Origin of the sequence: Pseudomonas sp. REB1044, from assembly GCF_038813925.1 — a bacterium.
Classification (GTDB): domain Bacteria; phylum Pseudomonadota; class Gammaproteobacteria; order Pseudomonadales; family Pseudomonadaceae; genus Aquipseudomonas; species Aquipseudomonas boreofloridensis.
Map to the genome: position 1 here is coordinate 1,542,645 of NZ_CP046139.1, position 14,953 is coordinate 1,557,597.

The window sequence follows — 14,953 nt, forward strand, 5'->3', positions numbered from 1 at the left end:
CCATGCGAAACAGGGACTGGACGATACGTCTATGCGAAGTGATCAAGGCCGCCTCAGAGCGGCCTTTTTCATGGGGCGAATTCGACTGCTGCCTGTTCGCTGCTGACTGCGCTGTGGCTGTGTGCGGCGTCGATCCGGCGGCAGTGTACCGGGGTACGTACAAGACCGAGTCCGGGGCCAAGCGAGCGCTGAAGAAGAACCACGGCAGCCTGGAGGCGGCGTGGGATGCGTGCTTTGCCCGAGTCGCGCCGGCGTTCATCCAGCGCGGCGACGTGGCCATGTACGACGGCCCGCAGGGTAAGGCCATCGCCGTGTACTGGGCGGGCGAATACTGGGCGGCAACCGAAGACGGCGCTGCGCGGGTGGTATGCGAGCCAACAGCAGTCTGGAGAGTGGAATGAGCGGCGGAGTCAGGAAGGTTGCACAAGTCGCCATCGGCGCCGTCATCGGCTTCGTTCAGGGTGGCCCGATTGGCGCCGCCATTGGCGCGGGCCTGGCGTTCTACGCATCCGAGCAACAGGAAAAGCTGAACACCAAGTCGCCGCTGCGCGACAACGAGCCATCTGCGCAGACTGTGCGCTCATCAAAGGCCCCGGCTCGCTTCATCTTGGGCCGCGTGAGCACCGGCGGTGTGCTGGTGTGGGCGCAGGAGGAGGCCGGCGCCCAGCGAGAGGGCGAGTGGCTGCACCTTGTGTACGTCCTCTGTGAAGGCGCGGTCGATGCGCTGGAGGAGATCTACCTAGGCGAGGAGGTCATCAACACCTACGGCACCGATGCCTCCTACGAACTGGTGGTGAACCCTACCCAGGTGAACGCCTTCCTGAAGGCCAACTGCCCGGACTGGAAAGACAGCCAGATCGGCCGAGGCCTGTCCTTTGTGCGCCTGTCGCTGCGCTACAACGCCGAGAAATTCCCGCCCGGCATCCCCGACGCGCGCTTCGTCGTGCGCGGGCGCAACGATCTCTACGACCCGCGCACCGGCATGTCTGGCTACAGCGAGAACACCGCGCTGCACATCCTCTGGTTCCTGCGCAACCGCTGCAACGTGCCTGACGACGAGATCGTCTTCGAGACCTTCGCCAGCGGCGCCAACGTGTGCGACGAGTCGGTCGGCAACCCCGATGGCACCGTCAGCCCGCGCTACCGCAGCAGTTGCGTGATCGGCGCCGACGAGCAGCGCACCAACGTGCTGCAGAAGCTTGAGGCTGCGTGCGGTGGCAAGGTCATCCGCGTGGGCGGCCGCTGGATGTTCCAGGCAGGGGCCTACTACGGCCCGTGGGACTTCGAGATCACCGAGGACATGGTGATCGGCGCAATCACTGGCAGCACCGAACCCACGAACGACGCAGCCATCAACACGATCCGCGGCACCTTCATCGACAAGACCCAGTCCTGGACCGAGACCGACTATCCGGAGGTCAGTGTCGCGTCGTGGGTGGTGGCTGATGGCGGCGAGTCGGCGGAGACCCTGACCTTCTCCTACATCACGGACCCGTATCAGGCCCAGCGCCTGGCCAACATCGAACTTCGCCGCCGGCGCGCGGGCGGCGTGATCAACGTTCCGCTCAACCTGCTGGGCTACAACTGCCGTCCTGGCCGCGTGGTGCGCGCTAACCTGCCTTCGCTCAACATCCTGGGCGAGTTCATCGTGACCAACTGGTCGATGGGAACCAGCGAAGGCTGCACGGCCTCGTTGCAGGTCTACGACCCGGCGATCTACGACGACGCCGTGGGCCAGCCGTACAGCCCGATCGGCTTCATCAGCCTGCCGGCCGGCGGCCTGGGCAGCCCTACGGGGCTCACCTGGGTGGCGGACGACACCGCCGAAGTGACCCAGGGTGTTCTGAGCTGGTCGGCGCCCACCGGCATTGTGTCCGGCTATGCCATCACCGTGCGCCAGGCTGGCGCCGCAGTGCAGGCAATGCAGGTTCCGGAAACCACACTTCAGGTGCCGCTCGCCGGCCTGACCGCAGGCAACTACACGATGAGCGTTGCGGCGCTCGGTCCGCAGGCGCGCTCCGGCGAAGCCACAATCACGGTCAACGTCGACGGGCCGCCAGTGCCCGAAGGGTGCATCGTTCGCGCATCGCTCGATACGATCACGCTGACGCCAACCAACACCCAGCACAGGCTGAACGGGGGCACCTACGAGTATTTCTACACCCGCGACGGATCGGCGCCGGTGGGCCAGGCCGAGTATCTGGGGCAGGGCCTGACATTTACACACACCGGTCTGGCGTTCTTCGCCAACTACTTCTATTTCATCCGAGCCCGCAATGCCTACGGGGTGAGCGGATACCTGAAGGTTCCTGCCTCGACCTCGAACGATGTCAGCGCAATGCTCGATGCGCTCAAGGAACAGGTGAATAGCGGCCTGCTGGCGCCCGAGCTTCGCGAGGAGATCGAGCTGATATCCGGCGACGGGCCCGGGTCTGTGAACGAGCGATTGGGTGAGCTGAAGCAGGAAATCGGCGATCTTGTCGATGCGCTGGAATACGACCCGGCCAAGCCATACGAGGCCGGCGAAAGCGTGCGCCAGGGCAGCGCCTGTACCAAGCGAAGGTCGATGTGCCAGCGGGCGAGGGCAATGCGCCGCCGAATGCGACGTACTGGATCGATGTTGGTCAAGTGGTCACGCAGGCCGGCGCTACGGCCGCGCAGGTCGAGAAAAACACGGCCTCAATTCAGCAGCAGGGCAAGGACATCACTGCCAACGCTGAGCAGATCAGATCCGTGAAAGCTACGGTCAACGACCCGAACACCGGCGTCAACGCAACTGCCCAGGGACTGAGCCAGGTCAAAGGGACCGTTGAGGTGTTGGGCAACCAGGTAAAGGCGAACGCTCAGAAGCTCGACGGAGTTTTCGTGCAAGTCAACCCGGCCCTAGCCGGCAGCGAGGAGGGCTTCGCCGGCTCCGAGCAGACGTATGTGGGTGCATGGTCGGAGCAGTCCGCGCGGATCGAGGGCGATATAGCCCAGGCGCAGCGCACTGATCAAGTGGAGGTGCGCCAGGGCGAAACGAATGCGCTTGTACAGCAAGTCAGCAAGTCGGTCGTAGATCTGCAGGGCTCGACTGCACAGCAGTTCAGCCAAGTGCAGGCCCAGCAGGCGCAGACCTCGGCGGCAGTTCAGCGCAACGACAAAGCGATCGTCGATGCAAACGGCCGCGTGTCGGCAATCTCGTCGTGGAAGACAGAGACGAACGTCAACGGCAAGAAGGTGCAGACGGGAATTGTGCAGGGAAGTGACGGATCTGTCAGCGAGATCCTTCTGGCTGCCGACCGCGTTGCGATCATCAACGGGCTGAACGGCGACTCGCTCAACAGCATGTTCATCTTCCAAGACGGGAAGGCCTACTTCAACACGGCGCTGATCAACCAGGCATACATCCGCGAAATCATCCTCGGCATGACGTTGAGATCCCAGGCGACGGACTCGCAAGGACGCCCGCTTCTGGAAATCAACGTCGCAGCAGGCACTTTCACGCTGCGCGGCCAAGATGCCAACGGCTCTACGTTGATTAACAACGGTGGTCTATTCGTCTACGACAACAAAGACATCGAACGCGCTGGCGTAGGGAGGCTGACCAGTGGCTGAACAGTATGGAATCAGAACCCGTGATGCGTCCGGGGTTGTAACCCTGGACACCACCGTAACCTCTATTCGCTCGCTCAAGATGATGCAAGTCACGGGCAATGGAGCGTTCGACCAGTACATATCTATCCCCGAGATCCAAGAGCAGTCGTTTGTTGTTGTGGACACGCTACGGGATCAAGGGGAGAACACCTGGTCACCTCAGGCCTGGTACACGAAGGGCCAACTTCAGTTACGTCAGCCAGGGGTGTCCAGCTGGCAAGTCATGATCCTGTCCCTGGGTGGTGAGCCTTTTTCATCTCAAGGGGACTATGGGTTCAGGTCTCGCAATGGAGACATCAGGACGCAGATAGACTCAGTCAATAAAGTGTTATCTGTAAGGTACAACGGAAGCTTCCAAATTGGACTTTACTGGCGTCCCGGTGAGAAGGTTCAGGAAATAAGATGGGGGATGTAAATTTTCCTTCTCCAATAACCACCTATGAAAGGCCGCTGATATTTCTGAACGCATCTGACTACATGATGGTGGGGAACTTCTTCGTCAAGGGTTCTCCTGGGAACTGGACTGGATTCATGGTGCGTCAGTACGCAAATCCTCAGGCGCACGGAAATGCAGCCAATGACTACATGCAAATCAAATGGTATTGCGCGAGCTATCTGGCTCCAGAGGGTAGCCCTGGAGAATACGGTATTTCGATCCGCGACGCCTCCGGGGCAAGGACGTTCATCACTACCGCCAGCCTTGCTTTACTTAACAGTCAGCCCGAAACCAACAAGTTCGTCTCGCAAGGTACACCGATAACAGGCTCTGCCGGTTACTACGCTCCAAGTCAGCAGATGCCTTGGACTGGTAGCTACGGGGACTTCGTGCTGGCAAATGCATTATTATCTTGCGTTAACATTGCTGCTACATCTCAACCAATAAGGGCTAACTTCGGAGGTTTCCTTCCGGGCAATAGGTCAGTCCTGCAAATGTATTGCGATAACTATAACGGCGTAAATCCAATTACAGCAAATGGACGAACTCTTTTTGCCTCTAAGCCAATGAAGCCAATTTAAGGATGGGTTATGTCTAAACAGGTAATCAACCTAGGAACTGCGCCGACAGGTCAGGGCGGCGACACTCCGCGTAGCGCTAATGCCAAGGCCATCGCTAACTTCGACGAGCTCTACAGTGCCCTGGGAGCAATAGGCAGTCCACAGACTCTCCCCGCTGCGCTTCCGGTAGTGAGAGGCGGTACTGGCGCCGACAACTCCGCCGGAGCCAGAAATAATCTAGGTCTCGGGGCCGCTGCTACTCGCGCAGTCAGCCTTGCTCGTGACCAAGTTCCCCCAGCCGAGGCCCTGGGCTGGGCGACGACATCCTCGTCAACGAAGAGCTGGTACGACGGCTTTGACCAGGGCTTCGATCCCGTTCTGTATGCGCCTGGCTCGCCCGGCGCGCCGAGCGGGGGCACAGGGTACTGGTACAAACAGACGATTCGTTTCGGGACGGGTGGTAACCGCCTGATGATTGCCTGGCCCTACGGCCTGTCCGGCAATACCGGAACAATCAAGCTCTGGTCTGTGTATGGGGATGCAACTACGCCAGTGATCGAGCTGTACCACACCGGCAATACCACCCGTGGCGCCGGCGGCGTACTGTCCGCTGCGTCGCCGATCGTGCGCGTGGCCAGCGTTGCAAATAGCGAAAGGGCAGACCTTCAAGAGCAGACATTCGAGCCTGCGGGCGAGTGGGGTGTTGCAAACAGTGAGGCACGGGGCGTCACGGTCGAGCGTCTTGGCGTAGGCGTCTACCGACTCAGTGGGAGCCTTGGCCTAGCAACTGAGGGCTGGCGCATCCACGACCCGTGCTCGCCTGATGGCGGCCGCATGCTGGGGATCACTGAGAGTGAGCAGGATTCCGCTGGTGTCGTGACCATCCGGCTGTTCAAGCAGCGTTGGACGCTCGACGAAGACGGCGAAATGCATCTGGGCAAGGGTGCCGCCCTGGATGTTCCGCTCAACAGTTGGATCGACGTGCGCTTGCAGATGCCCGAACCGGAGGTGCCGCCCCAGCCTTTTACTCAGGCGGGAGATGAGGCGCAGGCCTGATCCCATAGCCCAATTCTAGAGCCGCCGCCTGGCGGTATTTTTTTGCCTGGAGAAAACCGAATGCCGATCACCGAACAGCAACTGCGGCAGGTTCTGCCGAAATCAGGCCCCGCCGCTGCTACATTCCTCGCCTCGCTGAACCGTGCTATGACCCGCTACAAGATCGACAGCCGCCTGCGGGTCGCGGCATTTCTCGCCCAGATCGGGCACGAGTCTGGCCAGCTGCGCGCGCTGAGCGAGAACCTGAACTACAGCGCCGAAGCCCTGGTGCGGACCTGGCCCACCAGATTCACCGCCGCGAACGTGCCGGCCTATGCCCGGCAGCCGGAGAAGATCGCAAATCGTGTCTACGGCGGCCGCATGGGCAACGGCCCCGAGGCCTCCGGCGACGGCTGGCGCTACCGTGGGCGCGGCCTGATCCAGCTCACCGGGCGGTCGAACTATCGCGCCGCTGGCCAGGCCCTTGGCTTGCCGCTGGAGGAACAGCCGGAACTGCTCGAGCAGCCAGAGCATGCCGCCATGTCAGCGGCATGGTGGTGGGCGCAGCACGGCCTGAACGAACTGGCCGATGCCGGCCGCTTCAAGGATATCGGCAGCGTCATCAACACCGGGCAGCCTGGACGGACGCCGAACGGCGCCGCAGAGCGCCAGTCCCTGTACGACATCGCGCTGCGGGTGCTGGCATGAATGCCTGGCTGATGCGCCTCGCGGGGGCTGGCCTGCTGGTGCTGCTCGGCATCGCCGTTGGCACCTGGGCCACCACCAGCCACTTCCGACCGCTGCTGGATGACCAGCAAGACCAGGCCGCACAGTGCGCCGCCGCGCGCGACAACCTTGCAGGCCTGGCGCAGGAGCAAGGAAAGGCTCTCGGCGACCTGACCCTGGCCGCGCAGGCCCGCCAGGACAGGGCAGAGCAGGCCGCGACTCAAGCCAAGGTAGCAGCCCGTGACGACTACGCTGCCGCGAACCGGCTCCAACAGGAGCGCAACCCTGGGGTATGCGCGATCAACCAAGTCGACAAGGAGCTGGGTCTATGATGACGCAGGTATTGGGAAAAAGTGCAGGTCGCCCGAAAACCTGCAGGACCTGGAAGAATGTGCAGGCCCTGCAGGTGTTGATGGCTGGTCTGCTGCTGGCGGGTTGTGCATCGAAGGCGCCCCCTCAGGTCCAGTACGTGCGCGTCGAGGTTCCCGTCCAGATTCCGTGTCGCGCGCCGGAGGTGCGGGTTCCTGCATGGGCCACCACCGGCCTAAAGAAGGGCGACTCCCCTGAAGCGAAGATTCTTGCGCTGCTGGCAGAGCGGCGTCAGCGGATCGGGTACGAGAGACTTCTGGAGGCGGCGGTCGGCGCCTGCCGCTGACTATCAGTGGCATTTGTAGGTTGAGCTTACCTCTTGCCGGCGAGCAGCAGTAAACTGGGATAAATAGATTTGATATGGATATGTTATATCATAACAAACTATTTCATCGCCAAACTTCCCGCTTTTAGTGCCTGATCAGCACTGAGGCCATGTTTCATCTGCTTGGCCAACGCACCGGTTGCTTCGGTTAACATGCCTTGGAGAGTTTTGATTGCCGCTTGAGCTCCTTGTATTTTAATCATTCGCGTTTGAGGGTCCAGCGTGCCATCTTGTTCGATTGCCCTAAGCTCTGCCTGTTTTTCTTCAATCTGTTTCTTTATTCTGCGAATATTTTTTAGGATCTCTTTAGTTGCCTCGGGGAGCCCGCTTTCATCGATGTCTTTGTTTTCTTCGTTTTCTTTTTTTAGTTTTTCAATCGAAAGATTTGAGATGTCAACTGAAATGCTCAGGCGTTCAGTTTTTTTTGTTTCCTCATCTTCGGCTGTGTAGTTGTATAGTTTTTTTTCTGGCGTATCAGCTTTTGCGGGTGGGTTCGATGTAATATTTGACGTGTTCAAATTTATCATTTAGCTTGACTCCAGTTATGTTACTTAGAATTGTATCGGCCCCAATTAAAAAATCTTTAGAAAATTTTCATAAATTTAGTGATTGGCCATTTATTTCCAGGGTCGGAGTAGAATCTAATTCAGTCCGAGATTAGACTTGAACCACAATCTAGAGAAGCCTTTTGTATTGGCCATAGTTCCGTTTCAAGATGTCCGATGCAGGAAAAAAGACACTCATCGATTCATTCGGACCTATCGCGATTTCAAATTTACAGGTTGCGCCCGTGATTTTTGTACCACTTTTTGTACCAAAACAGGTTTTTTGTGGGGGAATCAGGGGGATTTATAGCCCTGCAAGCCTTTAAAACCCCCTTACCAATACTCCTGCTAATCCGCACATAAGTCCTTACCGGTTTTGCCGTTGGGGAAAAGTGCCCTCCCATGGGGCACCTTAAGGAACTGACCCAGGTGAATTAGCAGAGTTTTAGATCGATCCGTTATAAGCGACGAGTGGCGTTCGGCACTGAGGGTGGTTACTGCCCGCGAATGAGCTTGCGCAAGGCGAAGCGGTTCGGGTGGCACGCTTCGGCCACGGCGCGCGGTAGCGGCAGGGGTTCACCGCTGGCCCAGGCGGCGATCAGCTCGCCGCTCAGGGGCGCGGTGATCAAGCCGCGAGAGCCATGGCCGGTGTTGACGTACAGGCCATCCAGCCAGGGGCAGTCGATGGCGGGGACCTGACGAGCGTCCTTGGCCAGCACGGCGTAGGTGTCGGCGAACGCGCCGGGATCGGCCAGGGGGCCGACGATCGGCAAGTAGTCGGGGCTGGTACAACGGAAGGCGGCACGCCCTTGCAAGCGGGTCGGATCCAGCTCGGCGGCGCCCAGGCGTTGCGCCAGGTCTGGGGAAATCGCCTGCAGCAGTGCCAGGTTGCTGGCGTGTTCGGCGGCCGTGGGGGCGAGGTCCTGGCTGTGGAAGTCGAAACTGGCGCCGAGGGTGTGCTCGCCGTGACGCGCCGGGGCCACGTAGCCATCGGCACAGACCACGGTACTCAAGGATTGGCTGCGCGTGGTGAGCGGCACCCGGGTGATCTGTCCGCGAATGCGCTTGAGTGGCAGTTCGGCGCAGGCTGGGAACTGACGCACCTCGGCGGCACCGGCCAAGACCACCAGCGGTGCGCTGGCCAGCAACTGCTCGCCGTCCCAGGCCTGCCACAGGCCCGCGTCCCGGCGCAGTTCCAGCACGCTGCGGTGGGTCAGCAGGCGGATGCGTGGGTGCTGCAATTGCGCCTGGCACAACGCCGGCGGGTGCACCCAGCCGCCCTCGGGATAGAACAGGCCGCCACTGGCCAGGTCGATGCCCGCGATGGCCTGGGCCTGTTCGCGCTCGACCCGATGCAGCAAGCGGCTGTCGAAGGCGGTTGAAAGCTTGCCCTGACGCGCGCGCTCCTTGGCATCGAAGGCCAGTTGCAGCACGCCACAGTCGTCCCAGTCGCGACCGCGTTGCAGCCGCTCGAGCCAGCGTCGGGTGTAGCCGAAACCGGAAAGGATCATCTGCGACAGGGCCGTGCCATGGGCCGAGAGCTTGAGGTACAGCACGCCCTGCGGATTGCCGGACGCCTCGCGGGCCGGGGCGTCATGGCGCTCCAGCACCTCGACCTGCCAACCCCGCGCCGCCAGGCTGGCGGCACTGGCGCAGCCCGCCAGCCCGGCGCCGATCACCAGGGCTTGCCGAGGTCCTCGGACCGCAGCAGGACGGGCATACCAGGGCGCAGAGGGGGGCGCGGCGTGCGGATCGTCGGGCGTCTCGACGAACTCGCCGCCCATCACCTCCCATTTCTTGCCTAGCCCCGGCACCTTGCGCATGGCGAACCCGGCCGCCAGCAGACTGCGGCGTACCCACCCCGTGGTGGTGAAGGTGCCCAGGGTGGTACCTGGGTGTGAGAGGCGGGCCAGTTGAGCGAACAGCTCGGGCGTCCACATGTCCGGGTTCTTCGCCGGGGCGAAGCCATCGAGGAACCAGGCATCGATGCGCGCATCAAGCAGCGGTAGCTGCTGCAGGGCATCGCCGACCATCAAGGTCAGGGTGACGCGACCCTGATCGAAGCTGAACTGCTGAAAGCCCGGATGAATGGCCACGTACTGTGCCAGCAATGCGTCGCTGTAGGCCGACAGCTCCGGCCACAGCGCGGCGGCGCGGGCCAGGTCGGCGCGGGTCAGCGGATATTTCTCGACGCTGACGAAATGCAGGCGCGCTTCGGCCTGGGCGGTCTGATCGAACAACTGCCAGGCACAGAAGAAATTCATGCCGGTGCCAAAACCGGTCTCGCCGATCACCAGGCAGTCGTGCGCGCCCAATTCGCCAAAGCGCTGAGCCAAGTGGTTGCGTTCCAGGAACACGTACACCGTTTCATGCACGCCTTCGTTCTTGGAAAAGTAGACGTCGTCGTACTGCCGCGAATGGGGGCGGCCTTGCGCATCCCAGTCGATCTGGGCGTGCTGGAGAGGGGCGTTATCGGACATGGCCTCTGAGCGCTGCAAGCAGCGCGCTTCAAACTGCGGGAAAGCGCTAATAGTGGCACGCCGCGCTTTTTCTTGCAGCTTGCCGCTCGCAGCTTGTAGCTTAGGCCGGTCCAGTGAAGGAGCCCTCCATGTTCGAATCCGCGGAAATCGGTCACAGCATCGACAAGCACACCTATGACGCCGAGGTGCCCGCACTGCGCGAGGCCCTGCTCGAGGCGCAGTTCGAGCTCAAGCAGCAGGCGCGGCTGTCGGTCATCGTGTTGATCAATGGCATCGAGGGCGCTGGCAAGGGCGAGACGGTCAAGCTGCTCAACGAGTGGATGGACCCGCGGATGATCGAGGTGCGCACCTTCGACCAGCAGACCGACGAGGAGCTGGCCCGGCCCCCGGCCTGGCGCTACTGGCGTGCGCTGCCGCCCAAGGGCGGATGGGCGTGTTCTTCGGCAACTGGTACAGCCAGATGATCCAGGGCCGGGTCCACGGTCAGTTCAAGGATGCGGTGCTCGACCAGGCCATCAATGGTGCCGAGCGTCTGGAGCAGATGCTCTGCGACGAAGGCACGGTGATCATCAAGTTCTGGTTCCACCTGTCCAAGAAACAGATGAAGGCCCGACTCAAGACCCTGCGCGACGATCCGCTGCACAGTTGGCGCATCAGCCCGCTGGATTGGCAGCAGTCGCAGACCTACGACCGCTTCGTACGCTTCGGCGAGCGTGTGTTGCGCCGCACCAGCCGCGACTATGCGCCCTGGCATGTGATCGAAGGTGTCGATCCCAATTACCGTGCACTGGCCGTCGGGCGCATCCTGCTGGAGAGCCTGCAGGCGGCGCTGGCCAACGCCAAAAACACGCGCCAGGCCAACGTCGCGCCGCTGGGCCGCAGCATCGACCACATGAGCCTGCTGGGTGCGCTGGACCTGACTCGACGCCTGGACAAGCAGGACTACCAGGAGCAGTTGGTGGCCGAGCAGGCGCGTCTGGCCGGCCTGCTACGCCACAAGCGCATGCGCGAACATGCCTTGGTGGCCGTGTTCGAGGGCAATGACGCGGCAGGCAAGGGCGGTGCCATTCGCCGCGTCGCCGCCGCCCTGGATCCGCGCCAGTACCGCATCGTGCCGATCGCCGCACCCACCGAAGAAGAGCGCGCCCAGCCCTATCTGTGGCGCTTCTGGCGACACGTGCCGGCGCGCGGCAAGTTCACCGTTTTCGACCGTTCCTGGTATGGACGGGTGCTGGTGGAGCGCGTCGAAGGCTTCTGCAGCCCGGCCGACTGGATGCGCGCGTACGGCGAGATCAACGATTTCGAAGAGCAGTTGAGCAACGCCGGCGTGGTGGTGGTGAAGTTCTGGCTGGCAATCGATCAGCAGACGCAACTGGAGCGCTTCGAGGAGCGCGAGCAGATCCCGTTCAAGCGCTACAAGATCACCGAAGAGGACTGGCGCAACCGCGACAAGTGGGATGTGTATGCCGAGGCGGTGGGTGACATGGTCGACCGCACCAGCACCGAGATCGCGCCCTGGACGTTGGTGGAAGCCAACGACAAGCGCTGGGCCAGGGTCAAGGTGCTGCGCACACTCAACGAAGCCCTGGAGGCTGCCTTCGCCAAGCACAAGAAATAGCGGCGAGCTTCAAGTTTCAAGCGGCAAGTTTCAAGCTTCAAGCTATTGCCTGGCGTTGAGTGGCGGTGCACGCTGTGCCGCTTGCCGCTTGCCGCTTGCCGCTTGCCGCTTGCCGCTGCTCCGTTATCGAGGACGCTATGCACACTTCTTCCGGACGCTGGGTCCGCGGTTTTTCGCTGGCGCTGCTGACCGCGCTGCTCTGGGGCATTCTGCCGATCAAACTCAAGCAGGTCCTGCTGGTCATGGACCCGGTCACGGTCACCTGGTATCGCTTGCTCGTGTCTGGCGGGCTGTTGTTCGCCTGGCTGGCGGCCAGCCGGCGTTTGCCGGTGTTTCGGGGGCTGGGGCGCAAGCGGCTTGGGCTGGTGGTGGTGGCCGTTTGTGGGCTGATGGGCAATTACGTGTTGTACCTGGTCGGGCTCAAGCTGCTCAGTCCCGGCACGGCGCAACTGGTGGTGCAGTTGGGGCCGGTGCTGCTGCTGGTGGCCAGCGTTTTCGTCTTCAAAGAGCGTTTCAGTGTCGGCCAAGGGCTCGGTCTGCTGGTGTTACTGGCCGGGTTCGGGCTGTTCTTCAACCAACGCCTGGAAGAGTTGCTGACATCGCTGGGTGCCTACACCACGGGGGTACTGACCATCCTCCTGGCCACCAGCATCTGGGTGTTCTATGCCCTGAGCCAGAAGCAACTGCTGACGGTCTGGCATTCGCAACAGGTGATGATGGTCATCTACCTGAGCTGCGCGGCGTTGCTGACGCCTTGGGTACAACCTCTGGAGGCCTTGCAGCTGACGCCGGTGCAGGGCTGGCTGCTGCTGGCCTGCTGCTTGAACACCCTCGTGGCCTACGGTGCCTTCGCCGAGGCCCTGGCGCACTGGGAGGCTTCGCGGGTCAGTGCGACCTTGGCGCTGACGCCGCTGGTGACCTTCGTGGCGGTGGCCGGAGCGGCCTGGGTATGGCCTGACTACGTGCATGCCGAGGACATCAATGCGCTGGGTTACCTCGGCGCGGTGACCGTGGTCGTGGGGTCCGCGCTGGTGGCGTTGGGGCCGTCGTTGGTGGCAGGGTGGCGGGCCCGAGGGCGACGCCGACTGTCGTCCTGATCGCAGGCAACCGCGCAATCGGGACGACGTCGACAGCGGGTCAGCCCTTGCCGCCCGGTGCCAGCATGTTCTCCGGCCGTACCCACTGGTCGAACTCTTCATTGCTCAGGTACTGCAGCTCCAGCGCCGCTTCGCGCAAGGTCTTGCCTTCGCTGTAGGCCTTCTTGGCGATTTCCGCCGACTTGTCATAGCCGATGTGCGGATTGAGCGCGGTCACCAGCATCAATCCACGTTCCAGGTGCGCCGCCATCTGCTCGGCGTCCGGCTCGATACCGGCCACGCAGTGCTGCTGGAAGTTGCGGCAGCCGTCGGCCAGCAGTTCGATCGACTGCAGCAGGTTGTGAATGATCACCGGCTTGAACACGTTCAACTGCAGGTGCCCCTGGCTGGCGGCGAAACCGATGGTGGCGTCGTTGCCCAGCACTTGGCAGGCGAGCATCGACAGCGCTTCGCACTGAGTCGGATTGACCTTGCCTGGCATGATCGAGCTGCCTGGCTCGTTGGCCGGTAGACGGACCTCGGCGAGCCCCGCGCGTGGCCCGGAGCCGAGCAGGCGCAGGTCGTTGGCGATCTTCATCAACGCCACGGCCAGCGTCTTCAGGGCGCCCGCCAGGCTGGTCAGCGGCTCGTGGCCGGCGAGGGCGGCGAATTTGTTCGGCGCGGTGACGAAGGGCAGGCCGGACAGCGCCGCCAGCTCGGCGGCGATGGCTTCTGCGAAGCCTTGGGGGGCATTCAGGCCGGTGCCCACGGCGGTGCCGCCCTGGGCCAGCTCGCAGACCGCCGGCAGGGTGGCGCGGATTGCGCGCTGGGCGTAGTCGAGCTGGGCGACGAAGGCCGACACTTCCTGGCCGAAGGTGATCGGCGTGGCGTCCATCATGTGCGTACGGCCAGTTTTGACCAGTTGCGAATGGCGCGCCGAGAGCTCCGCCAGTCCCGACGACAGTTCGGCGATGGCCGGCAGCAGTTGCGTCTGCACGGCCTGGGCGGCAGCGATGCTCATGGCGGTGGGGAAACAGTCGTTGGAGCTCTGCGAGCGGTTGACGTGGTCGTTCGGGTGCACCGGCAGCTTGCCGCCGCGGCCGTTGCCCGCCAGCTCGTTGGCCCGCCCGGCGATCACTTCGTTGACGTTCATGTTGCTCTGGGTGCCGCTGCCGGTCTGCCACACGACCAAGGGGAACTGGTCGTCGTGCTTGCCCGCCAGCACTTCGTCGGCCGCCTGCTCGATCAGCCGCGCGAGGTCGGCTGGCAGGTCGCCGTTGCGGTCATTGACCCGCGCCGCCGCTTTCTTGATCAGTGCCAGGGCATGCAGCACCGGCAAGGGCATGCGCTGCTGGCCGATGGCGAAGTTGACCAGCGAGCGCTGGGTCTGCGCGCCCCAGTAGGCCTGTTCAGGAACTTCGACCGGGCCCAGGCTGTCTGTCTCGATACGGCTCATGCTGCGTTCACTCCTTTGTAGAACGAAATCGCAGTTTAGGTCCTGTTTCGTCCGAGCGGTTCAATCGCTCGTCCTGCCACTTGAGCACAACGCCCGCCGCGGCGCAGAATGCTCGACTCCGAGGTATCCGCCTCACCCTTTCATGAAGGAATTGCAATGACCCGTCTTCGTGTCCTCTTTGCCGCCGTCGCCCTGGCCTGTGCCAGTGGCCAGGTCCTCGCCGCCACTCCAAGCCACAACGCCGCCGCCGAGAAGTTCCTGAGCCTGGCCAGTGCCGACAAGCTGGGCACACCGGTCTACATGCAGGTTCAGCAGATGTTCGCCCAGCGTTTCGCCCAGACCAAAGCGCCGGACTCCAAGAAGCCGGTGCTGGCCAGCTACCAGGCCAAGGCCAATGCTGCGCTGGACAGCGCCATCGGCTGGAAGAAGCTCAAGCCGCAGATGGTCAATCTGTACACCGCGACCTTCACCGAGCAAGAGCTCAAGGACCTGGTCAAGTTCTACGAGTCGCCGCTGGGCAAGAAAGTCCTGCAGGAAATGCCGAAAGTCACCCAGCAATCGGCCCAGCTGACCCAGCAGAGCCTCGAGCCTGCCGTGCCGGTGGTCAACAAGCTGCTGGACGACATGACCAAGGAGCTGGACCCGAACGCCGGCAAGGCCGCCGCGCCAGCGAAGAAGTGAGCCTGACGCG

The 14,953-nt window shown here is 62.3% G+C and carries 13 protein-coding genes and 1 pseudogene; 11 read left to right on the forward strand and 3 right to left on the reverse strand.

The annotated features are described in order from the left end of the window. The first annotated feature begins 2 nt into the window (after positions 1-2). The 8 genes from GKC70_RS07340 (at position 3) to GKC70_RS07375 (ending at position 7,048) form a co-directional block, all read left to right on the forward strand. On the forward strand, positions 3-401 hold the full coding sequence (locus GKC70_RS07340; protein WP_342650929.1) for a hypothetical protein: 399 nt from the start codon (positions 3-5) through the stop codon (positions 399-401). Continuing rightward, positions 398-2,737 (forward strand): hypothetical protein, encoded by a 2,340-nt coding sequence (locus GKC70_RS07345; protein ID WP_342650930.1) that lies wholly within the window; start codon positions 398-400, stop codon positions 2,735-2,737. The genes GKC70_RS07340 and GKC70_RS07345 overlap by 4 nt, the downstream gene beginning before the upstream one ends. Beyond that, positions 2,629-3,597, forward strand: coding sequence for a DUF1983 domain-containing protein (locus GKC70_RS07350; RefSeq protein ID WP_342650931.1), 969 nt, complete (start codon positions 2,629-2,631; stop codon positions 3,595-3,597). The genes GKC70_RS07345 and GKC70_RS07350 overlap by 109 nt, the downstream gene beginning before the upstream one ends. A gap of 441 nt (positions 3,598-4,038) precedes the next feature. After that, entirely contained in the window at positions 4,039-4,653 is a 615-nt protein-coding gene (locus GKC70_RS07355; RefSeq protein ID WP_342650932.1) for a hypothetical protein, read from the forward strand. Positions 4,654-5,103: 450 nt separating this feature from the next. Further along, complete coding sequence (locus tag GKC70_RS07360) at positions 5,104-5,688, forward strand: hypothetical protein (protein WP_342650933.1); 585 nt, start codon at positions 5,104-5,106, stop codon at positions 5,686-5,688. 60 nt (positions 5,689-5,748) lie between these two features. Next, positions 5,749-6,375, forward strand: a complete 627-nt coding sequence (locus GKC70_RS07365) for a glycoside hydrolase family 19 protein (protein WP_342650934.1) — start codon at positions 5,749-5,751, stop codon at positions 6,373-6,375. Continuing rightward, the gene (locus GKC70_RS07370; RefSeq protein WP_342650935.1) at positions 6,372-6,725 is read left to right on the forward strand and encodes a hypothetical protein; all 354 of its coding nucleotides are present in this window, start codon (positions 6,372-6,374) and stop codon (positions 6,723-6,725) included. Before GKC70_RS07365 ends, GKC70_RS07370 begins: the two co-directional genes overlap by 4 nt. An 80-nt stretch (positions 6,726-6,805) precedes the next feature. Then, positions 6,806-7,048, forward strand: a complete 243-nt coding sequence (locus GKC70_RS07375; protein WP_342651480.1) for a hypothetical protein — start codon at positions 6,806-6,808, stop codon at positions 7,046-7,048. Positions 7,049-7,146: 98 nt separating this feature from the next. Here GKC70_RS07375 and GKC70_RS07380 read toward each other — a convergent pair whose 3' ends face one another. Together GKC70_RS07380 and mnmC are read right to left on the reverse strand one after the other, a co-directional pair. After that, positions 7,147-7,614 carry a hypothetical protein gene (locus GKC70_RS07380; RefSeq protein ID WP_342650936.1) on the reverse strand — a complete coding sequence of 156 codons (468 nt, stop codon included), beginning with the start codon at positions 7,612-7,614 and terminating at the stop codon, positions 7,147-7,149. Positions 7,615-8,126: 512 nt separating this feature from the next. Beyond that, a complete protein-coding gene (mnmC, locus tag GKC70_RS07385) occupies positions 8,127-10,112 on the reverse strand; it encodes a bifunctional tRNA (5-methylaminomethyl-2-thiouridine)(34)-methyltransferase MnmD/FAD-dependent 5-carboxymethylaminomethyl-2-thiouridine(34) oxidoreductase MnmC (protein ID WP_342650937.1) in 1,986 nt (661 codons plus the stop codon). 128 nt (positions 10,113-10,240) lie between these two features. Here mnmC and pap point away from each other — a divergent pair. Beyond that, positions 10,241-11,730, forward strand: a pseudogene (pap, locus tag GKC70_RS07390) (polyphosphate:AMP phosphotransferase). A gap of 137 nt (positions 11,731-11,867) precedes the next feature. Further along, positions 11,868-12,827: a DMT family transporter gene (locus GKC70_RS07395; RefSeq protein ID WP_342650938.1), complete on the forward strand. Its 960-nt coding sequence runs from the start codon at positions 11,868-11,870 to the stop codon at positions 12,825-12,827. 40 nt (positions 12,828-12,867) lie between these two features. Here the strand turns inward: GKC70_RS07395 and GKC70_RS07400 are convergent, their stop codons facing one another. Then, positions 12,868-14,262: a class II fumarate hydratase gene (locus GKC70_RS07400; protein WP_342650939.1), complete on the reverse strand. Its 1,395-nt coding sequence runs from the start codon at positions 14,260-14,262 to the stop codon at positions 12,868-12,870. 156 nt (positions 14,263-14,418) lie between these two features. Between GKC70_RS07400 and GKC70_RS07405 the strand changes: the two genes are divergently transcribed. Continuing rightward, entirely contained in the window at positions 14,419-14,943 is a 525-nt protein-coding gene (locus GKC70_RS07405; protein ID WP_039579296.1) for a DUF2059 domain-containing protein, read from the forward strand. Positions 14,944-14,953: the final 10 nt, after the last annotated feature.